18 protein-coding genes are annotated in these 20,330 nt (G+C 59.4%); 9 read left to right on the forward strand and 9 right to left on the reverse strand.

The features are described 5' to 3' along the window. Positions 1-35 precede the first annotated feature (35 nt). From Z947_RS0115065 to Z947_RS0115075, 3 genes are all read left to right on the forward strand, one after another. On the forward strand, positions 36-1,073 hold the full coding sequence (locus Z947_RS0115065) for an ABC transporter permease (protein ID WP_025045119.1): 1,038 nt from the start codon (positions 36-38) through the stop codon (positions 1,071-1,073). Then, a complete protein-coding gene (locus tag Z947_RS0115070) occupies positions 1,066-2,064 on the forward strand; it encodes an ABC transporter permease (RefSeq protein ID WP_025045120.1) in 999 nt (332 codons plus the stop codon). Before Z947_RS0115065 ends, Z947_RS0115070 begins: the two co-directional genes overlap by 8 nt. 229 nt (positions 2,065-2,293) lie before the next feature. Beyond that, positions 2,294-3,367, forward strand: a complete 1,074-nt coding sequence (locus tag Z947_RS0115075) for a YeeE/YedE family protein (protein WP_025045121.1) — start codon at positions 2,294-2,296, stop codon at positions 3,365-3,367. Here the strand turns inward: Z947_RS0115075 and Z947_RS0115080 are convergent. The 3 genes from Z947_RS0115080 to Z947_RS0115090 form a co-directional block, all read right to left on the reverse strand. Further along, complete coding sequence (locus tag Z947_RS0115080) at positions 3,303-4,586, reverse strand: DUF3422 family protein (protein ID WP_025045122.1); 1,284 nt, start codon at positions 4,584-4,586, stop codon at positions 3,303-3,305. The genes Z947_RS0115075 and Z947_RS0115080 overlap by 65 nt on opposite strands. Before the next feature lie 356 nt (positions 4,587-4,942). Further along, positions 4,943-6,382 (reverse strand): NAD(P)(+) transhydrogenase (Re/Si-specific) subunit beta, encoded by a 1,440-nt coding sequence (locus tag Z947_RS0115085; protein WP_025045123.1) that lies wholly within the window; start codon positions 6,380-6,382, stop codon positions 4,943-4,945. Positions 6,383-6,394: 12 nt separating this feature from the next. After that, positions 6,395-7,969, reverse strand: coding sequence for a Re/Si-specific NAD(P)(+) transhydrogenase subunit alpha (locus Z947_RS0115090; RefSeq protein WP_025045124.1), 1,575 nt, complete (start codon positions 7,967-7,969; stop codon positions 6,395-6,397). A gap of 444 nt (positions 7,970-8,413) precedes the next feature. On the opposite strand from Z947_RS0115090, the gene Z947_RS21155 reads away from it, so the two are divergent. Then, on the forward strand, positions 8,414-8,998 hold the full coding sequence (locus Z947_RS21155; RefSeq protein ID WP_025045125.1) for an REP-associated tyrosine transposase: 585 nt from the start codon (positions 8,414-8,416) through the stop codon (positions 8,996-8,998). 34 nt (positions 8,999-9,032) lie between these two features. Here Z947_RS21155 and Z947_RS0115100 read toward each other — a convergent pair whose 3' ends face one another. The 5 genes from Z947_RS0115100 to Z947_RS0115115 form a co-directional block, all read right to left on the reverse strand. Beyond that, positions 9,033-9,809 carry a gamma-glutamyl-gamma-aminobutyrate hydrolase family protein gene (locus Z947_RS0115100; protein ID WP_025045126.1) on the reverse strand — a complete coding sequence of 259 codons (777 nt, stop codon included), beginning with the start codon at positions 9,807-9,809 and terminating at the stop codon, positions 9,033-9,035. Positions 9,810-9,938: 129 nt separating this feature from the next. After that, positions 9,939-10,364, reverse strand: a complete 426-nt coding sequence (locus tag Z947_RS0115105) for a GlcG/HbpS family heme-binding protein (protein WP_025045127.1) — start codon at positions 10,362-10,364, stop codon at positions 9,939-9,941. Positions 10,365-10,434: 70 nt separating this feature from the next. Further along, positions 10,435-12,585 (reverse strand): malate synthase G, encoded by a 2,151-nt coding sequence (locus Z947_RS0115110; RefSeq protein ID WP_025045128.1) that lies wholly within the window; start codon positions 12,583-12,585, stop codon positions 10,435-10,437. Between the two features lie 93 nt (positions 12,586-12,678). Continuing rightward, positions 12,679-12,834 carry a DUF2256 domain-containing protein gene (locus Z947_RS22550; protein WP_081781159.1) on the reverse strand — a complete coding sequence of 52 codons (156 nt, stop codon included), beginning with the start codon at positions 12,832-12,834 and terminating at the stop codon, positions 12,679-12,681. A 108-nt stretch (positions 12,835-12,942) separates the two neighbouring features. Further along, a complete protein-coding gene (locus Z947_RS0115115) occupies positions 12,943-13,158 on the reverse strand; it encodes a hypothetical protein (RefSeq protein ID WP_138058611.1) in 216 nt (71 codons plus the stop codon). Between the two features lie 103 nt (positions 13,159-13,261). On the opposite strand from Z947_RS0115115, the gene pepN reads away from it, so the two are divergent. The 3 genes from pepN to Z947_RS0115130 are packed head-to-tail and all read left to right on the forward strand — an operon-like array spanning position 13,262 to position 16,997. Further along, a complete protein-coding gene (gene pepN / locus Z947_RS0115120) occupies positions 13,262-15,823 on the forward strand; it encodes an aminopeptidase N (protein ID WP_025045130.1) in 2,562 nt (853 codons plus the stop codon). A 2-nt stretch (positions 15,824-15,825) separates the two neighbouring features. Further along, positions 15,826-16,566 carry an SDR family oxidoreductase gene (locus Z947_RS0115125; protein ID WP_025045131.1) on the forward strand — a complete coding sequence of 247 codons (741 nt, stop codon included), beginning with the start codon at positions 15,826-15,828 and terminating at the stop codon, positions 16,564-16,566. After that, entirely contained in the window at positions 16,563-16,997 is a 435-nt protein-coding gene (locus Z947_RS0115130) for a hypothetical protein (RefSeq protein WP_025045132.1), read from the forward strand. Before Z947_RS0115125 ends, Z947_RS0115130 begins: the two co-directional genes overlap by 4 nt. A 1-nt stretch (position 16,998) precedes the next feature. Here the strand turns inward: Z947_RS0115130 and Z947_RS0115135 are convergent, their stop codons facing one another. Continuing rightward, positions 16,999-17,736: a transglycosylase SLT domain-containing protein gene (locus Z947_RS0115135; RefSeq protein WP_240477538.1), complete on the reverse strand. Its 738-nt coding sequence runs from the start codon at positions 17,734-17,736 to the stop codon at positions 16,999-17,001. Between the two features lie 312 nt (positions 17,737-18,048). Here Z947_RS0115135 and Z947_RS0115140 point away from each other — a divergent pair, with 312 nt between their 5' ends. Both Z947_RS0115140 and Z947_RS21575 read left to right on the forward strand, forming a co-directional pair. Continuing rightward, positions 18,049-19,347, forward strand: coding sequence for a hypothetical protein (locus Z947_RS0115140; RefSeq protein WP_211100865.1), 1,299 nt, complete (start codon positions 18,049-18,051; stop codon positions 19,345-19,347). A gap of 193 nt (positions 19,348-19,540) precedes the next feature. Beyond that, a complete protein-coding gene (locus tag Z947_RS21575; protein ID WP_025045135.1) occupies positions 19,541-20,302 on the forward strand; it encodes a lysophospholipid acyltransferase family protein in 762 nt (253 codons plus the stop codon). The last annotated feature ends 28 nt before the right edge of the window (positions 20,303-20,330 follow it).

The following is a 20,330-nucleotide window of genomic DNA, read 5'->3' on the forward strand; positions in this document are numbered from 1 at the left end:
CCTCACAGACTGCTAAACAAAGGCGCCTGTTCCCTATGCTGACCTTCACGTTCCGACGGTTGATCCTTTCGATCCCAACGCTTTTGTTCATCAGTTTTATCATCTTCGGCTTGCTCCAGCTTGCCCCCGGTGATCCGATGGCCCAGGTACCCCTGACGGTGCCGCCCGACGTAAAACAGAAAATGCGCGAAGCCCTTGGCCTTGGTGCCCCGTGGTACGTGCAGTACTATAAATGGCTGATCCAGTTCTTCTGGATCGAACCCAAAATCTTTATCGATTACCTGACCAACACCAGCTTTTTGCTGGGATGGTTGCCCGATACCGCCTTTTACCAAGGCGAGTTGCGCGTGATCTCGTGGCAGACCCGTTCGCCGGTGATGGACATCGTGGTCCAGCGCATGCCGCAGACGCTCTGGGTGGTTGGTTTGTCTTATGTTGTCGGCATCGTCATCGCGATCCCGATCGGCATCTATTCGGCCTACAAGCATTATTCGGTTTTCGATCAGGCCGGTACCTTCATCACTATGATCGGATTTTCGATCCCTCCGTTCTTTACCGGCCCGCTGCTGATCGTGATCTTTTCGGTCTACCTTGGCTGGTTACCTTCGATCTATGACACCACCCATGTAGTCACCGACTGGGCCAGCTTTAAGGTGCAGATCTTCCAGATGATCATGCCGGTGATGGTACTGGCGCTGCAAACCACAGCCCAGATCAGCCGCTACATGCGCGGCGCGATGCTGGACAACCTTAATCAGGATTACGTCCGCACGGCCCGCGCCAAAGGCCTGCGCGAGGGCGTTGTCGTCATGGTCCACGTGCTGCGCAACTCCATGATCCCGGTAGTCACCATCATCGCTCTGGGCATGCCCGCGATCTTTGGCGGGGCGATCATTACCGAAAACGTCTTTAAGGTGAATGGCATCGGCCAGCTGCTGCTGACCGCCCTCTTCGCCAACGATTTGCCAATGGTGATGACGCTGACCTTCATCTTCGCCATCCTCATCGTTCTGTTTAACCTGATTGCAGATGTCCTCTACGGACTGCTCGACCCAAGGATCCGTTATGACTGAGCAAGCCATCCCCGCCAGCCCGATAGAGGCCGACATCGAAACCTTTGGTGCGCTTACGGACAAAGAGCCGCAAAAGCCGCCGCGCAGTCAGTGGAAAGACATCTGGGACCAGTTTCGCAAACACAAAGGCGCGGTGTTTGGCGGCGGGTTTCTGATCTTCATTACGCTGGGTGTGATCTTTGGCCCGTGGCTTTGGGATCTCGATCCTAAGACGCTGGACATCCGCAACAAGAACTGGCGGCCGGTCTATACCCTGCTCTGGGATAGCGATGCCAAGGCCGGTTGGGCCCATCCGTTCGGCACGGACCAGTTGGGCCGCGATATCCTGTCCCAAATGATTGCGGGCGGCCGTGTATCGATGGCGGTGGGCTGGCTGGCCATGGCGCTGGCGCTGATCATCGGCACAGCAATCGGTGTGCTGTCGGGCTATTTCAAACGGCTGGATTTCTGGCTGATGCGCTTTACCGATCTGGCGCTGTCCTTGCCCATCCTGCCGCTGACGCTGTTGGCTGTGACCCTGTTCCGCCAGCCCCTGAACTCCAGCTTCGGCCCTGAGGGCGGCATGTTCATCCTGATCGTCGGCATCATCGGCCTGACCTCATGGATGCAAACCGCGCGGATTGTGCGGGGCGATATTCTGGCACTCAAGGAACGCGAATTCATCCTCGCGGCCCGCTCCATCGGGACCACGTCAGGCAAGATCATCCGCCGTCACCTGTTGCCCAACGTGATCTCGCCCATCATGGTATCGGCCACCCTTGGCCTTGCCACAGCGATCATTACCGAGAGCGCACTCAGCTTTCTGGGCGTCGGTTTCCCGTCGGATTTCCCCACATGGGGCAAGTTGCTGGCGGATGCGGTCCAGCGGATGCAGGACTATCCCGAACGCGTCCTTTTACCCGGTATCGCAATTTCGCTGACCGTGCTGAGTGTGAACTACCTTGGCGACGGGTTGCGCGACGCGCTGGATCCGCGCATTCGCGGGCGCTGACGCGCAGATGCGTGCCGCAAGGTAAGCCAAATAAGAACCGGAACACAGCAAGGGGCACGCAAGTGCCCCTTCGCGTTTCGCCACTACGCCCTCAAGGGAACGCCCATTCCAAAAAATCCCGCCGGCGCAGAACTTTGTTCCGGCCACTTTTCACGCGCGTATATGCGACGGGCTTGATCCCGAAGGGATGCCGCTCCAGATGGAACAAACGTTCCCAAGGAGTCCTGCCATGTTTGAAACATTCGAATTCGAGACACTGACCGCGCCGCAGGCCTCTGTCTATTTTGCACTGATCATCGGCGTTCTCTTTGGCGTGCTGGCCCAGATCACCAAATTCTGCTTCCGCCGCGCTCTTGTCGGTGAAGACCGCCGCGCCGCTGCGGGTGTCTGGTTCACCGCACTGGCTGTTGCACTTGTCGGCACACAAGCTGCCGTGGCCGCCGGTTGGATCACGTTTGATGATCACCGTTTCATGATTTCCGACATGCCCGTGCTCGCCATCGCCATCGGCGGGCTGCTGTTCGGTGCCGGCATGGTGCTGACCCGCGGCTGTGTGTCCCGCCTGACCGTGCTGAGCGGATCTGGCAACCTGCGCGCCGCCGTTGTGTTGCTGGTCTTTGCCTTGGTGGCGCATATGACCCTGAAAGGCGTGCTTGCGCCGCTGCGCACTTCCCTTGGCGCTATGACCGTGGATATGGGGGATTACATCACGCTGGCCGCCCTCCCCGGCGGCATGTGGCTCTGGACGGCGATACTGGCGGTCGCAGCGCTCGCTATTGCCCTGCGCTCCGGCAACGGGGGCGGTATGCTGATCCTGGCCGCGCTGATCGGCCTATTGGTACCTGCCGCCTGGGTTGGCACCGGCTTTGTGCTGTTTGACGACTTTGACCCGATTGGCATGGAAAGCCTGTCCTTCACCTCGCCCGCAGCGGACACCTTGTTCTGGAGCATCGCCAGCACGTCGATTGCACCGGGCTTTGGCACCGGCCTGATTGGAGGCGTAATCTTGGGCGCCTTGGCGGCCAGCCTGATCTTTGGCGGCTTTCAGTGGCAGAGCTTTGAAAACCCGCGCCAGACAGGTCGCTACATTCTGGGTGCTTCCATGATGGGCGTCGGCGGTGTTCTGGCCGGTGGCTGTACCCTTGGCGCGGGGTTGTCCGGCGTACCGACCCTGTCGGTTGCCGCGCTTTTCGCCATTGCCATGATCGCTGCGGGCGCAAAAGCGGCGCAGTTTGTCCTTAGCCAAGGTGACGCTTCAACCGCCGCACCATCAGCCACACGGCGCCCACAACAGGCAGCGTAACCAGCGCCAGCAAGGTGCCCTTGGACAGCCCGAGGGCACCCGCTAGCGGGTACATCAGATATCCCACGAGCGAGACCGCGTAATAGCTGATCGCCACCACCGAAAGCCCCTCGACGGTCTTTTGCAAGCGCAGCTGCAAATCCGCCCGCCGATCCATGCTGGCAAGGATGTCCTGATTCTGGGCGGAGCGTTCCACATCGACCCGCGTGCGCAGCAACTCGGCCGCGCGGATCGCACGTTCCGACATCGCCTTCAGCCGGTCCTCTGTCGATTGCACTGTGCGCATCGCAGGGTCGTAGCGGCGCAGCATGAATTCGGCAAACCCCTGACGGCCCATAAACCTTTCCTCGCGCAGCACGGCGATCCTTTGTCCGACAATCGTGCGATACGCCCCCGTCGCGCCAAACCGGAAAGCGGTTTTCACCGCCAGCGTTTCCAGCTCGACCGAGATATCCAACAGCGCATGCAACGTATCCTCTGCCCGCGCGGAAGGGCCACGCATCTGCGCCATGAGGTCGGTCAGCTTCATATCCAGCGCGTTCAACTGCGGGGCCAGCCAACGCACCATTGAAAAGCCCAACATGGATGCGGCCTTGTAAGTTTCGATCTCGAACAGGCGTTGCACGATGCGGCCCTGCCGCCGGTCACCGGTTGATTGATCGGTAAAGACCGCGATCCGCAAATGCCCCGCCGGATCAATGCGAAAATCAGAGGCCACCACCGCCGCCCCTTCCAGCACCGATGCCACCGCAAGGCTTTCAGGCACAAACCAGTCGCCTAACAAGGCGGTGATCTGCTCCGGCGCTTCCGGCATTGGCATCAGGCGCAACAGAGCGGAGGTAATGCGCCCGCCCGGTGCTTCCTCCAGCCAGTAATCTGGAAAGACATCGAATTCATCAGGATCAAACGCGCGCGCACCCAAGGCGTCCATGAATACCGTATAGGTCACCATCTCGGTGTGCTGCTCCCACTTGAGCCAGTATTTCCCCATTTCACCATAGTAGTGCGTCGCCTGCGGGTCAGGCCGTGGTGCGCCATAGTGATCCAGCAGCGCATTGAGGTGGCTGACGTCTTGCGCCTTGTCACGGCTTGCCGCGTCTTCGGGTTGTTTGATCGCAAGGAACACCGCAGTGGACGGCGCTTTGAGCGAGGGAAAGGGGCGCGCATGCAACTCACCGCTGAGAGCATAGCGTTGCGGGTAGTCTTTGATCGGGGCCATGGCGGGTTCCTGCACAAGCTTTCCCAACGTCATAGAACGCCAGCACGAAAATTTCAATTATTTATAATTTTCAATGCGTTAACGGGATACAATGGTATACATCTACGCTCACCAAAGGCTGCCCCCGCGCCAGTTAGAAACTGTATCTTGCGCGATGCTTCCCTAATTTTTGCGGAGCACAACGACCAAAAATTGCGCCACTGGTTCCCGTCGCCGGTACAGTTCATCTCTCTTGAGTAACGCCGCTAAACATACCGCTCCAGCACAACAAAACGCCCCACCATTTCTGGCAGGGCGTTTCAATCAAGCATCGGAAACTTTCAAAGTTTCCGGCCGTTTTCTTTGTAAGAAAACGATTAATCGATCATCGGCAAAAGCTTGTCCAAAGACGCCTTCGCATCGCCATAGAACATCCGCGTATTGTCCTTAAAGAACAGCGGGTTTTCGATACCGGAGTAGCCTGTCCCCTGCCCGCGTTTGGATACGAAAACAGTCTTGGCCTTCCAGCATTCCAAAACCGGCATGCCGGCAATCGGGCTGTTCGGATCATCCTGCGCCGCTGGGTTCACGATGTCGTTGGAGCCGATGACAATCGCGACGTCCGTGTCCGGGAAATCATCGTTGATCTCGTCCATCTCCATTACGATGTCATAGGGCACCTTGGCCTCGGCCAGCAGCACGTTCATGTGCCCCGGCAAACGCCCCGCAACAGGGTGAATGGCGAAACGCACGTTCTTGCCCTGTGCCCGCAGCTTCTTGACCAGTTCGCTTACTGCGCCCTGCGCCTGCGCAACCGCCATGCCGTAGCCCGGAATGATGATCACTGAGTCAGCTTCGTTCAAAGCCGTGGCAACACCGTCCGCTTCAATCGCGATCTGCTCACCCTCGACAGCCATCTGTTCGCCCGCTGGGCCACCAAAGCCGCCCAGGATCACAGATACAAACGACCGGTTCATCGCCTTACACATGATGTAGGACAGGATCGCACCGGAGGAACCGACCAGCGCCCCCACCACGATCAACAAATCGTTGCCAAGGCTGAAACCAATCGCCGCCGCGGCCCAGCCGGAATAGCTGTTCAGCATCGACACAACCACGGGCATGTCCGCGCCACCAATACCGGTGATCAGGTGATACCCGATGAACAGGGCCGCCAGCGTCATCACGAACAGTGGGAAGAACCCACCGGTGTTGAAATACCAGATCAGGCAGAGCAGCGAGAGGCCCGCCGCACCTGCGTTCAAGACATGCCCACCGGGCAGCTTCTTGGCAGCTGAATCCACCTTGCCGGCCAATTTGCCATAGGCAATCACGGAACCGGTAAAGGTCACCGCGCCGATGAAGATGCCAAGAAAGACTTCAACCCGCAGGATGTTGATCTCTACGGCTGTTTTCTTGGCGATCAGCCCTGCAAAGGTGCCAAGCGCGTAAACATCACCGCCCCCAGCAACATAGTCTGCCACACGGCCAATTTCGAAATGCGCGATAAACCCGACAAAAACCGCGGCCAGACCCACAAGGCTGTGCATCGCCGCCACAAGTTCGGGCATCTGCGTCATCTGTACCCGTGTTGCCAGCTGATAACCGATGGCACCGCCGCCCGCGATCAGGGCCAGCGACAACAGCCAGTATCCCGACCCCGGCCCGATCAGCGTTGCCGCGACGGCCAGTGCCATACCGACAATGCCATACCAGACCGCGCGTTTCGCGCTTTCCTGACCCGAAAGCCCACCCAACGACAGGATGAACAAGATTGCTGCAACCACATAAGCTGCTGTTGTAAAACCGAAATCCATTACATCAGCCCCTTAAGATTTCTGGAACATGGCGAGCATACGCCGTGTCACGAGGAAGCCACCGAATATGTTGATCCCACACATAAAGACCGACAGGGCAGCAAGTAAGATCACAAGGAAGGAGCTGGATCCGATCTGCATCAGCGCTCCCAGAATGATGATCGAAGAAATGGCGTTGGTCACAGCCATGAGCGGTGTGTGCAGGCTGTGCGCCACGCCCCAGATGACCTGAAAGCCGACGAACACCGCCAGAACGAACACGATAAAGTGCTGCATGAAGCTGGCCGGTGCAACAAGACCCACGGCCAACAGCAGGGCACCGCCCACAGCCAGCAGCGTGACCTGATTTTTGGTCTGCTGCTTGAAAGCTGCGATCTCGTTGGCCGCTTTCTCTTCGCGCGTCAGCTCCTTGGGCGCGGGCTTTTTCGCCTGTGCTGCAATTGCTGCCACCTTTGGTGGGGGGGGTGGGAAAGTGACCTCTTTGCCATGCGCAATTGTCGCACCACGGATGACGTCATCTTCCATGTTGTGGTTGATCACACCGTCTTTTTCCGGCGTGAGGTCGGTCATCAGATGGCGGATGTTGGTCGCATAAAGCGTCGAGGCTTGCGTCGCCATCCGGCTGGGGAAATCCGTGTAGCCGATGATGGTGACGCCATTCTCGGTCACGATCTTTTCGTCCATGACGGTCTGTTTACAGTTGCCGCCCTTTTCTGCCGCCAGATCGACGATCACCGACCCCGGCTTCATCGCCGCAACCATGTCGGCGGTCCAGATTTCAGGCGCTTCGCGGTTGGGGATCAAGGCCGTCGTAATGACGATGTCCACCTCGGGGGCCATCTCGCGGAACTTGGCCAGCTGCGCTTCGCGGAATTCCGGCGACGACACAGAAGCGTAACCGCCAGTCGCCGCACCGTCCTGCTGTTCTTCCTCGAAATCGAGGTAAACAAACTCGGCGCCCATTGATTCAACCTGCTCCGCCACTTCGGGGCGCACGTCAAACGCATAGGTAATCGCGCCAAGCGAGGTCGACGTGCCGATGGCGGCCAATCCGGCCACACCGGCACCGACAATCAGAACCTTCGCCGGGGGCACCTTGCCCGCCGCCGTGATCTGACCGGTAAAGAAACGACCAAAGTTGTTACCTGCCTCGATCACCGCACGATAACCGGCGATGTTTGCCATCGAGGACAGCGCGTCCATCTTTTGCGCCCGTGAAATACGCGGGATCATTTCCATCGCAACCACGGTAGCACCCTTATCGGCCGCCTTTTTCATGTTTGCTTCATCGGCCACGGGGCTGAAGAACGAGATCAGCGTCTGGCCATCGCGCAGACGTTTCATTTCGGCAGTATCGGGTGCGCGCACCTTGGCGACCACATCGGCGGCCTTCCACAAAGCGGCGGCGGTTTTTACCACCTCAACGCCTGCGGCCGTATAATCCGCATCGGCAAAACCGGCCGCGGCGCCCGCGCCTGTCTCGACCAGACATTCATGTCCCAGTTTCTGCAGCTGTAGCGCAGAATCCGGCGTCATCGCGACGCGGTTCTCTCCCTGAAAAATTTCCTTCGGCGTTCCGATCTTCACTCAGTCTTCCCCCATGTTTGGTCGCGGCTGGCAATCGCACCCTTTGGCGCACCCTCCGGGCCACATTTTTGCACCCGCAGCAAATAGCGCGATGAGGCCGCGCCTACAAGCGTGGCAAGGCCAAAAGGTATTTAACGCTGCGAAGTTTTGCCGCGGGCGTGGCGAATTATGCGTGCTAACGGCAAATCCGTGGCGCAATTTTATTTCTGTGGTTGCGCAAATGACGCAATAAAGCATCCCCAAAAAGGAACGCAGCGCAGGGAATCACCGCCGTGAAATACCGCGCCACGCGAAAGCAGACGCCAGCCTAAAGAACCGCCCCACCGCATAAGATGAAAGATGGGCCCGGTTAAGGGCCGCAAGCAGCCGACAGTTCTACAATGTCTGCCCCCCCGCCGCCGAGGTATTTACGCAAAATTAACCATGCCAAGCCTAGCCTTCTGCATGTCCTCTCATGTCCGCCAAGGCACCACCGGTGCCACCTATTTCTTCACGCTGCGACTTGCCGACCGGCAGGACGATCTGCTGTTGCGCAAGATCGATTTGTTGCGTTGCGCGATGCGCGAAACGCTGCAGCGCTACCCGTTTCACATCGACGCCATCGCAGTACTGCCCGCAACATTGCATATGTTGTGGACGCTGCCGGCGCAGGATGACGCTTATGCCAGCCGCATCGCCCTGCTGAAATCGCGGTTTTCGCGCGCCTGTCCGATGCCTGCGCACCGCAGCCTTGCCCAGATCAAGCGGGGCGAAAAGGGCATCTGGCAACGGCGATATTGGGAACATGCGATCCGTGACGCGGGCGATTTCGCGCGCCATCGGGATTTAATCCACCTTAGTCCCGTTCACGCGGGGCTTTGCGCACGCCCGCAGGATTGGGCACATACGTCGCTTCACCGTGATTTGCGTGACGGGAACAAGCGCTCAAAAGACCACTTTCGTCAGGACACCGCGACCGCCACGGGCCACACCTCTAAAAGTGCAGTCGAGAAACCTGTCGCACCGCATGTGGTGGACGCAACGCTATAGCCGTGGCCGCAAATGCAGGGTGGCCGATGCGCGTTTACACGGCCTTGAGTGTCGGCACATCGCCCCGTGCAGCCCAGTCGCGCACCGCATCGCCAAAGCCGGAAAACAGCGCATGTGACACAGGATCCGCATCCGCGTTCCACTCCGGATGCCATTGCACCGCCAAAGTGAAACCTGTCGCACCTTGCACATAGATCGCCTCGGGCGTGCCATCGTCGGCGTAGCCGTCAATCACAATCCGCGCGCCCGCGTCCTTGATCCCCTGCCCGTGCAGCGTGTTGGTCCGCACCTTCACACTGCCCATCAGCCCGTGAAACACACCGCCTTCGGTAAAGGTTACATCGTGGCGCAGTTCGAATTTTTCCTCGATCGTGCCGTCCGGCGGCATCCGGTGGTTCATCCGTCCGGGCAATTCACGAATTTCAGGATACAGCGAACCGCCCATCGCCACGTTCACCTCCTGAAAGCCGCGGCAGACACCGAAAAACGGCTGTCCGCGGTCCACACACGCGCGGATCAGCGGCAGGGCAATCGCATCGCGGGCCCGATCAAAATCACCATGCGCCAGCGTCTCCGCCTCGCCGTATTCTTCGGGATGTACATTGGGACGCCCGCCGGTGAACAGGAACCCGTCACAAGTGGCCAAAAGTTCCTCGACGCTCACGTGGCGCGGGTCCGACGGGATGATCAACGGCATACAACCGGAGACTTCCGCAATCGCATCCGAATTCATCTGCCCGCCTGCGTGCACCGGATACTGGTCATTCAAAAGATAGGAATTGCCGATAATACCAACAACGGGTCGGGCCATAAGTCACCAAATTTTGCCTACGTTTGCCCCTATATAGGACAGCGCGGGCAATCTCTCAAGCGAACTCGGGCGGCCGCTGCGTCACCACCGCCCACACGGGACGGCAGTGCGCAATTATCCGGCAATGGATCAGATTTCGCCAATCAAACCGGCGGCGTCGATCCCCGCCATCGCCGCAACAGCGTCGTTGTCAGAAGTGTCGCCGGTCACGCCAACCGCGCCAATCACCGCGCCCTTTTTGTCGCGCAACAGCACGCCGCCCGGCACGGGGATGACCTGTCCCCCGTACACGCCGTTCACCGCTGCCATGAAATAGGCCTGATCCTCGGCCCGTTTCATCTGCGCCGTGCCCGCCATGCCCAGCATCACCGCGCCGTACGCTTTGCCATGGGCAATCGCAAACCGGCCCGGTGCCGCGCCGGTTTCGCGTTCGAACGCCTGCACATGGCCGCCCGCGTCCAGCACCACAACAGACAGGGGTTTCAGCCCCATATCGCGGCCCTTTTCCAATGATTTGCGAATGATCGTACGCGCTTTGCGCAATGAAATTGCCAACTTCGTTACCTCTTTAGCTTTCGATATTTTGGGTGTTGGTCCGTGCCAAAGCGCACCGGTATTCGCCGGTTCAACCCGCCGCCTTCAACTCCAGCCGGCGCGCATGCAACACAGGTTCGGTGTAGCCCGAGGGCTGCACACGTCCCTTGAACACCAGATCGCAGGCCGCCTGAAACGCGATGCCGTCAAAGGACGGTGCCATCGGTGTATACAGCGGATCGCCGGCGTTCTGGCGGTCAACCACCTGCGCCATTTTGTGCAACGCAGCCGTCACCTGATCGGCATTTACGACGCCGTGATGCAGCCAGTTGGCCAGCCCTTGCGCCGAGATCCGGCAGGTGGCGCGGTCTTCCATCAGGCCCACATCGTTGATGTCGGGCACCTTGGAACAGCCCACCCCCTGATCCACCCAGCGCACGACATAGCCAAGGATGCCTTGCGCGTTGTTTTCGATCTCGCGGGTGATTTCATCCTCGGACAGGTTGCGGCCCGACAGGACCGGAATCGTCAACAGATCCTCCAGCGTGCCCCGCGGCCCGCCTGCTTTCAGCGCGTCCTGACGCGCCAGCACATCGACTTTATGATAGTGCATCGCATGCAGGGTCGCCGCCGTGGGCGATGGCACCCAGGCACAATTCGCGCCCGACTGCGGATGACCGATTTTGGCAACCATCATATCCGCCATGCGGTCGGGCATGGCCCACATGCCCTTGCCGATCTGTGCCCGCCCTTGCAAGCCACAGGCCAGCCCGATGTCCACGTTACGATCCTCGTAAGATGCAATCCATGCCGCATTCTTCATGTCGCCTTTGGGCACCATTGGCCCCGCTTCCATCGAGGTGTGGATTTCATCGCCCGTGCGGTCCAGAAACCCTGTGTTGATGAAGGCGACCCGCGACTTCGCAGCGCGGATACATTCCTTGAGGTTCACCGACGTGCGGCGCTCCTCGTCCATGATGCCCATTTTGACCGTATTCGCCGACAAGCCCAGCGCAGTTTCCACCCGTGTGAAAATCTCATCGGCAAAGGCGACCTCTTCGGGGCCGTGCATCTTGGGTTTCACAACATAGACCGAACCGGCAATTGAATTGCCACCATCCCGCGCGAGATCATGCATGGCAATCAGCGCCGTGATCATCGCATCCATCAACCCCTCGCCCACTTCCGCACCGTCTCGGTCCAGCACCGCAGGATTGGTCATCAAATGTCCGACATTGCGGATCAACATCAACGCACGGCCCTTCAACGTCAGCTTGCTGCCATCCGCTGCCGTATACTCACGGTCAGGGTTCATCACCCGCGTCAGGCTTTGACCGCCTTTTTCAAAAGTCTCCGACAGGTCCCCCTTCATCAGGCCCAGCCAGTTGGTATAGGCGACAACCTTGTCCTCGGCGTCCACCGCCGCGACGCTGTCTTCGCAATCCATAATCGTCGAAAGGGCGGATTCAAGTACGACATCGGAAACATGCGCCGGATCATCCTTGCCAATCGCGTGGCTGGCGTCGATCTGCACAATGATGTGCAATCCGTTCTTTTTGAACACGATGGCAGTCGGCGCGTCTGCCGCCCCGTCATATCCCGCAAGCTGTGCACTATCGGCCAGCGTCACGGTACCATCGCCCGCGACCCCGTGCACCGCGCCATCCATTACGCGGTAGCCGGTCAGATCGGCATGGCTGCCTGATGCCAACGGCACAGCCTCGTCCAGAAACGCCTTGGCCGCCGCGACCACACGTGCGCCCCGCGCAGTATCGTATCCACCGCCCGCAGGCAGATCGCCCAGCGCATCTGTGCCGTAATATGCATCATAAAGACTGCCCCAACGGGCGTTCGCCGCGTTCAACGCAAAACGGGCATTGGTGATTGGCACCACCAGTTGCGGCCCCGGTACAGCGGCAATTTCAGGATCGACGCCTGTTGTTTCAATCGCAAAATCAGGGCCTTCGGGCACCAGATAACCGATGTCGCGCAGGAAAGCGGTATAGGTTTCTGCATCATGGGGCTGGCCGGCGCGCGCCTTGTGCCAATCGTCAATCTGACCTTGGATTTGCGTACGTTTCTCTAACAAAGCGCGGTTCTTTGGCCCCAAATCATGCACCAGCGCTGAAAAACCGGACCAAAAAGCATCCGCCGACACACCCGTGTCCGGCAATGCCTGATTTTCCACAAACGACACCAATGCCGCGTCTACTTGCAATCCCTGCTTTTCAATCCGTTGCATCGCCGTTCCTCCTGCCGCGTGTTTCCTTTCGGAAACTCATAAGGCCTAAGGGAACCTCGCACAAGGCGGTGCGGTAAAATAATCTTACCAAAGCTAAGATGGCGATTTCGGGCGAGACTTTTTACATCTCTGCGAGCAGTATTTAACCGCATCCCAAACCCCTGCCCATTTGCGCCGCCACGTAAACGGCCGCCCGCAAGTCAGGCAGGTTTTCTGCGGTAAATCGACTTTCTTCTGCATCTTTGGCATATCGCCCTGCACCGTCCCTGCAGCCACACCAAAGGCCGCATAGGTTCCCCCATGCAGCCCGAATACGTCATCTCGCTGTTTCAGCGCTTCGCCTGCGCGACACCTGCCTTAGTCAGATGCCGTGCCGGTGACCGCAGTCTCTGCTGCAGCGCCGTTTTCAGGGTTCAGGCCAAGATCGCCGTCGGGATCGTCAGAATTGGCCATCGTGAAACCGATCACAAGGACCAGCATCAACGCACCAAATCCGATTGCACCTTTTACACCGAACAATGACGCCTTGTGGTTCTCTTCCTGCTTTTCGATATTTGTGTCGGGGGCTGACATAGTCATCTCCTTTTGCATTGCTTCAATTGACCCGTTGAGGGTCGGCTGTTGAATGACTAACTTGCGCGTGAACCAATCGTTCCCAAGTTTATTGAGGTCCCCCATGCGCGACGCTGCCCCCAAGACCATTTTCCTGTCCGATTACACGCCCTATCCGTGGACCGTCGACAGCGTCGATTTGCACTTTACCCTCGACCCGCATACGACCCGCGTGCGCAGCGTGATCCGTTTCGCGCCAAATCCGGCTTTTACCGGCGAGACCCAGAAAACCATGTTCCTGCACGGCGAACAGATCAAACTGATCTCGGCGCAGATTGACGGCACGGCGGTAGTACCTGACTTGACGAGCGAAGGGTTGACCTGTGCGGTGCCGGGCGGACCGTTCACTTGGGAATCCGAGGTCGAAATCGACCCCGCGAACAACACCGCCCTTGAGGGGCTATATATGTCAAACGGCATGTATTGCACTCAATGTGAGGCCGAAGGGTTTCGCAAGATCACATTCTACCCTGACCGTCCTGATGTCATGAGCGTCTTTACCGTAACGGTTGAGGGCCCGCATCCTGTGTTGCTTTCAAATGGCAATCCGGTCGTCACTGAAAACCATCTCGCCAAATGGCATGATCCATGGCCCAAACCTGCGTATCTTTTCGCATTGGTCGCGGGTGATCTGGTTGCCCATTCCGACAGCTTCACCACCATGTCTGGCCGCCACGTCGATCTGAACCTTTATGTGCGTCCCGGTGACGAAGGCAAATGCGCCTTTGGCATGCAGGCGCTCAAGGCTTCGATGAAATGGGACGAAGACGTCTATGGCCGTGAATACGATCTGGATCTGTTCAACATCGTCGCCGTAGACGATTTCAACATGGGCGCAATGGAAAACAAGGGCCTGAATATTTTCAACTCCTCTGCCGTTCTTGCATCGCCGGAAACATCCACCGATCTGAACTTTGAACGGATCGAAGCAATCATCGCGCACGAGTATTTCCACAACTGGACCGGCAACCGCATCACCTGCCGCGACTGGTTCCAGCTGTGCCTCAAGGAAGGGCTGACCGTTTACCGCGACAGCCAGTTCACCTCCGATATGCGCTCGGCCCCCGTCAAACGTATCTCTGATGTCATCGACCTGCGCGGTCGCCAGTTTGCCGAGGACCAAGGCCCGCTGGCCCACCCTGTCCGGCCCGAGAGCTTTCAGGAAATCAACAACTTCTATACTGCAACGGTCTACGAAAAGGGTGCCGAGGTCATCGGGATGCTGAAAACCCTTGTCGGGGACGAAGCCTACTACAAAGCACTCGACCTCTATTTCACACGCCATGATGGCGATGCAGCAACCATCGAGGACTGGCTGAAGGTGTTCGAGGACAGCACCGGCCGCGACCTTGCACAGTTCAAGCGCTGGTACTCACAGGCGGGCACCCCGCGCCTGTCGGTCGAACATAGCTTCGAGCTGGACACGCTGACCCTGACCTTTACGCAACACACGCCGCCCAGCGCGGCGACACCTGATCCGCAGCCGCAGGTGATCCCGATTGCTGTTGGCCTGATCTATCCTGACGGGACCGAGGCGCTGGAAACCCGCGTGCTGGAAATGACCAAAGCCACCCAAAGTTTCCGTTTCACAGGGCTGGAAGATGAACCCGTTCCGTCCATTTTGCGCGGCTTTTCCGCACCTGTGGTGCTGACCCATGACTTAAGCGATGCGGACCGCGCCCATCTGCTGGCCCATGACACCGATCCCTTCAACCGTTGGGAACAGGGGCGCATGCTGGCGCGCAAATCACTGCTTGCCATGATTACAGAAGGCGCAGACCCCGAATCTGCCTATCTTGCGGGCATTCACAAGGTCGCCACCGACACCACGCTTGATCCCGCGACCCGTGCGCTGATGCTGGACATGCCGTCAGAAGCAGAACTTGCCACCGTCCTGCATGAGGCTGGCACCACGCCCGACCCCGCGGCGATCTATTCCGCACGCGAGGCGATGGCCGAAGCGCGCGCCGACGCCTTTGCTGACGTCGCCGCCGACATCTATGCGGCCAATACCGTAACCGAAGCCTATCAGCCGAACGCCGATCAGGCAGGGCAGCGCGTGCTTGGCAATGCCATGCTGGCGATGATCACGCGGCGTGATGACGGTGCACAGGCGGCTGTACAATATGACAGCGCCGACAATATGAACCAACAGCTTGTGGCGCTGGCCCTGCTCGTAGGTGCGGGCAAAGGCGATGAAAAGCTGCAAGCTTTTGAAAAGCAATGGCAGGATGACCGCCTGGTGATGGACAAGTGGTTCGGTCTTCAGGTCTCCAAGGCGAAGCCCGAGGACGCCGCCGCCACGGCGCGCCGTCTGACCGAACACCCCGCCTTTACCCACACCAACCCCAACCGTTTCCGCGCAGTCTTCGGCGCGCTTGTGATGCATCACGCGGGCTTTCACCACGCTTCCGGTGACGCCTACACGCTGCTTGCCGACTGGCTGATCACCCTTGATCCGCTGAACCCGCAAACCACGGCACGTATGTGCTCTGCCTTCCAGACGTGGAAACGCTATGACAGTGACCGGCAGGCCAAAATGCTGGCCGAGATCACCCGCATCCTCGCCACGCCGAACCTTAGCCGTGACACCACCGAAATGCTGACCCGCATTAAAGGAGCGTAAGGATGGCCAGACCCGTTTGCCTGATCACCGGTGCCTCTGCGGGCATTGGTGCCGCCTGTGCCGTGCTTGCCGCCCAGCGCGGCTATGACGTGGCGCTCACCTACAACTCCGATCCCGCCGGAGCCAAGGCTGTCGCCGCCGCAGCCGGTGAAGCCGGTGCGAAAACGCATGTCATTCAATGCGATGTGGCCGACCCCGCCGCGATCGAGGCAATGTATGCAACCGTCGACGCGCAATTCGGCCGCCTTGATGCGCTGGTCAATAACGCAGGCATTGTCGATCAGGCCGCACGCGTTACCCAAATGTCCCATGCCCGCCTGCGCCAGATGTTCGACGTCAATGTGATCGGCGCTGTCGAGGTCGCACAGGGCGCTGTTGTGCGGATGGAAGCGGCAGGGAAAGGGGTTATCGTCAACATCACCTCCGCCGCTGCCCGCCTTGGCTCGGCCAACCAATATGTTGATTACGCCTCTTCCAAGGCCGCCATGGACATCTTCACCAAAGGACTGTCAGACGAAGTCGCAGCAAAGGGCATCCGCGTGATGGCCGTGGCACCGGGGCTGATCGACACAGAAATCCACGCCAAGGGCGGCGACCCCGACCGCGCCGCACGGTTGGCGCATATGGTGCCGATGGCGCGCACCGGATCAGCCGAAGAAGTCGCCAAAGCGGTGCTGTTCCTGCTGTCGGACGAGGCATCCTACATCACCGGATCAACCCTGAACGTCACTGGCGGACGGTGAGCGCTGCCTATACTTACACCCGTCAAGGCCGCAGCCCCACCACTGCCGTGGTTGTGCTTGCCATCTGGACCGCGACCGTCAGCGCTTGGGCGCTGCTTGATATGGCCCCTTGGCTGGTCGCATTGGTCGGGCTGTGCACCCTGCCCGCCATGTGGGACCACTACACAAATCCGCTCAGTGGTTTGACGCTGGAAGACGGCAATATCCTGTGGTTCAGCGGTAAGCGGAGGGGTGCCGTCGCCTTTGATGAAATCGACCACGTGCGCCTCGATACGCGGCTCGATTTCTCTGTGCGGGCGACCCTTGTGCTGAAAACCGGCGCGAAACTACGGCTCCCGTTCGAGGCAACACCGCCCCATGAGGCTTTTGAGCAAGCCCTGCATGCGCGCGGCCTTGCAACCAAACGCTTTCACTTCCAGCTGTTTCAGTAACTCAGGGTCGCGACCGTGGCCGCGTGGCATTGACCGGCTTGCAATAGTTCTGCCGCTTGAGCCAATTCGCCATATCGCGTCGTTTAGGTGCTGAATGCATCGGCCCCCAATCCGCTGTGACGCCTTGGCCCTTACGGTTCTTATAACCGTGGATCACACCGTCACGCGGCACTGTATGCGCCATAATACGCACCGCACAGCTCAGGTTTGCCGCCCCGTTCTTAAGCGCTGCACCGCTGCCGACATTGCATTTATACCCCCGCGCCGTGGCCGGCAGGATTTGCAACAGACCGTACCACAGCCCGCCCCCCCCCACAGCCCAGGGTTTGTAGGTGCTTTCGTGCTTGGCCAGCGCCGACATGAACCCGACCCAGAATGCGCGGCGTTCCGCTTCGCTTGCCTGCGGGTATTTCGGGCACCAGTTTTCGATGTCGGCGGGCACCAGATCGACCAGCGGCTTGCCGTGCTCTTTTAACGCGGACAGGGCCGCGCGGGTCCAAAGCTGATGACCGCCCATATGTTGCCAACGGGTGCGCGGGATCTGCCCTCTGCGCGCGGGCGGGCGTAAATCCGTCTGAAAGCTGTTGGATATGCCGTTGGATGCAGCCCCTTGTGACCCGCCGTTTTGTTGCGCGTCTGTGCTTGTCTGTCCCGCAGGGGCCGCCAGCGACGCCGCAACAGGGCGCATAGGTTCGGCGGCAACACGGGCTTGCGGACGCACCGCAGGTTCGCCGGCCACCGGGGCACCCCCTCCCAGAAGCGCAAGTGTTAGAACAAAGCCCAGATTTTTCATCGCGCCACTATGCAAAGCAAATCCCGCCAATGGCAAGCACACGGGCTTTTGGCGCAAAAACGTCGCAACAAAGCGCCCTTAGTCAAGCGAATCGTCGCCATTCACTGGACAATCCGCGCATTCATTCCCCCGGCACCTGCCCCAAAATCCCCATATTAGCGGGACAATAACCGCGAATTAATCGCACCCCCGCCACGGTTACGCCCCAATGGTCCAGCAGTTTGAACGCAACGAAAACGTGTTACTGGATCACATTTGATGAGACCTCTCAGCGCCTTCTTTCAAAAGCACATGCCCCCTCTGGCCGGTATCCTGAGCCCGAAAGAGGTTCCGGCGCCAGTCACCCCTGTGCCGCCAACGGCGATCAAGCGGCGCGTTCCGCGCACAGTGATGCCCGTGCCTGTTGAAGAAGTGCTGCACATCCCTTGCCCTGATCCCACTGCCGAAGATTCATTTCGCGACAAACATCTCGCCTCCGCCCAGTTTCTGGTGCGTCAGGAACGCTGGTCCGATCTGATCGAAGCGATCAAGATCGCGGATGCCCGCCGTCACATGACCCCCGGCACCATGCCAATTGCCGATTTGCTGTCCTTCGGGGCACGTGCGGATGTGGTGCACGCGGCCGAACATGTGCTGATGGACGGCAAACCGCCGAAGGGCGCACCCATCCTTGCCGGTATCGAAGCGCTGGAACATGAGCTGGTCGACCACCCCAATTGTTATGTGATGGCCTGTATTGTGGCGCAGGCGCATATGGATATCGCTTGGGCATGGCGCGGCAATGGCTGGGACATCGAAGTGCCCGCCCGCAACCGCGCAGCCTTTACCGCGCATTTCGACCGTGCCGCCGACATCATGGCAGAGTTCTGCCCGCAGTCGCTGAACTCGCCCTTGCTGGCCGCGACCGGCTGTGCGCTTTTGGGCGGCATCGAAAAGAACAAACGCCAGGTCGCCGACAGCTACGAAGCGCTGATTGACCTTAACCCCGCGAACCCCCGCCCGATGCGGGCGATGGGCAACCACCTGTTGCCACGCTGGTACGGTTCATACCCCGAGCTGGAGTTGGAAGCCCGCCGCACTGCGGCCCGCACAGAAAAAACCTGGGGTGCCGGTGGCTATACCTGGGTGCAGTTTGACGCGATTTCCTGTGATGATCAGGCCTGTGCCAACCTTGATCTGGATTTCTTTATCGAAGGTCTGCGCGATATTCTGACCCGCAAACCGGACGCCTACACGGCCAATCTGCTGGCCGCCTATTGTGCCAACTCCATCGGCCAAAGCTTTTCGGGCAATGATCAGGCCGACCTGATCCGCGCCCAGATTTCCGAGTGTTCACAATGGATTGTCCGTGAACATTTGACCGAACTGCACCCGATGATCTGGGCCCATGCGGCGCGCGGTTTTGACAACAACCTGCGCATCCACTCGCCGGGCCGCTTTGCCGCTTCGGGGCGCGATGACGCGGTGCGGTTGATCTCGTCGCTGTTCAGCTCGGAAATTGCTTCGGGCAAGCGGATCGTCTTTACCGAAACCGGTCCCGTCGCCATGGAAGCCTGACCTTTCGAAACGCAGCGCGTGCCTTAGCGTCAGGTTTCATATTGCAGTCCTACGTCATTTGACACATTAGAGACATACCAGCGCCCGCCGCTGATCCCGGTTTCGCGCAAGTCATGACGCAGCCCGTGGGACGACCTTTGCGACGTTCATGGCCCCCTGTTGCCCCGCTTTGGGCAGCGATTTAGTGGATGCCATGCAAAACCGACCCAACGCGCCAACCCCGATTGATCCCTTCCTCGTCCGCCTGCTGAAACGCACGGTTCTGGTCCTGCTCGGGCCATTCTATTTCCTGATCATCGCGTTTGTTCCACTGCTCTGCGCCGGGCGCAAAGGGTTTCGCGGCTGGTATTGGCGACTGGTCAAACGCTCCTGTTCGCGGCTTTTGTGGTTGCTTAGCATACGCGCGGACATGACTGTGGCAGATCGGGCCGCGCTGGCCAGCGATACCGGCAGCATCATCGTGATCAACCACCGCAGCCATCTGGACGGGTTTGCCCTGATGCATGTGGTACCCGATGCAAAATGGTTCACCTTCGCCGCCAAAAGCGAGTTCTGGAAAAGCAAGCTGTTGCGCACCGGTTTCGACGGGGCTGGTCTGGTACCGATTGAACGCGCCAGCGGATCTGTCGCAATGGAAACCCTGACTGCGGCCGTACACGCGATGCCGCCACGCCGCTCTGTGGTGCTGTTTCCCGAAGGCACCCGCACCAAAACCCAGTCCTTGGGGGAATTCAAAGCAGGTGCCGTGCTGGTCGCGCGCCAGACCGGCCGTACGATCACCCCGATTGTGATCCACGACAGTGACCGTCTTTTGCCGCGCGGTGCGCATGTCCCTGCCAGCGGCACCATCCACATCGAAGTGCTTGACCCGTTCATCTGCGATCTCGACGCGCCTGTGGATGATGACGTTGCCCGCCTGCGTAACAGCATGATGGCGGCCTTTGACGCGCCTTAAACCGTCGACAGCGCCTGAAAACCCCTCA

The sequence above is a fragment of the Sulfitobacter geojensis genome, from assembly GCF_000622325.1.
GTDB classification, from domain to species: Bacteria; Pseudomonadota; Alphaproteobacteria; order Rhodobacterales; family Rhodobacteraceae; genus Sulfitobacter; species Sulfitobacter geojensis.

What these genes read in the sequence shown, in the direction of transcription:
- Z947_RS0115065 (WP_025045119.1), top strand. Translation starts at nt 36, where the DNA reads ATGCTGACCTTCACGTTCCGACGGTTGATCCTTTCGATCCCAACGCTT.
- Z947_RS0115070 (WP_025045120.1), top strand. Translation starts at nt 1,066, where the DNA reads ATGACTGAGCAAGCCATCCCCGCCAGCCCGATAGAGGCCGACATCGAA.
- Z947_RS0115075 (WP_025045121.1), top strand. Translation starts at nt 2,294, where the DNA reads ATGTTTGAAACATTCGAATTCGAGACACTGACCGCGCCGCAGGCCTCT.
- Z947_RS0115080 (WP_025045122.1), bottom strand. Translation starts at nt 4,586, where the DNA reads ATGGCCCCGATCAAAGACTACCCGCAACGCTATGCTCTCAGCGGTGAG.
- Z947_RS0115085 (WP_025045123.1), bottom strand. Translation starts at nt 6,382, where the DNA reads ATGGATTTCGGTTTTACAACAGCAGCTTATGTGGTTGCAGCAATCTTG.
- Z947_RS21155 (WP_025045125.1), top strand. Translation starts at nt 8,414, where the DNA reads ATGTCCTCTCATGTCCGCCAAGGCACCACCGGTGCCACCTATTTCTTC.
- Z947_RS0115100 (WP_025045126.1), bottom strand. Translation starts at nt 9,809, where the DNA reads ATGGCCCGACCCGTTGTTGGTATTATCGGCAATTCCTATCTTTTGAAT.
- Z947_RS0115110 (WP_025045128.1), bottom strand. Translation starts at nt 12,585, where the DNA reads ATGCAACGGATTGAAAAGCAGGGATTGCAAGTAGACGCGGCATTGGTG.
- Z947_RS22550 (WP_081781159.1), bottom strand. Translation starts at nt 12,834, where the DNA reads ATGCCAAAGATGCAGAAGAAAGTCGATTTACCGCAGAAAACCTGCCTG.
- Z947_RS0115115 (WP_138058611.1), bottom strand. Translation starts at nt 13,158, where the DNA reads ATGTCAGCCCCCGACACAAATATCGAAAAGCAGGAAGAGAACCACAAG.
- pepN (WP_025045130.1), top strand. Translation starts at nt 13,262, where the DNA reads ATGCGCGACGCTGCCCCCAAGACCATTTTCCTGTCCGATTACACGCCC.
- Z947_RS0115125 (WP_025045131.1), top strand. Translation starts at nt 15,826, where the DNA reads ATGGCCAGACCCGTTTGCCTGATCACCGGTGCCTCTGCGGGCATTGGT.
- Z947_RS0115140 (WP_211100865.1), top strand. Translation starts at nt 18,049, where the DNA reads ATGAGACCTCTCAGCGCCTTCTTTCAAAAGCACATGCCCCCTCTGGCC.
- Z947_RS21575 (WP_025045135.1), top strand. Translation starts at nt 19,541, where the DNA reads ATGCAAAACCGACCCAACGCGCCAACCCCGATTGATCCCTTCCTCGTC.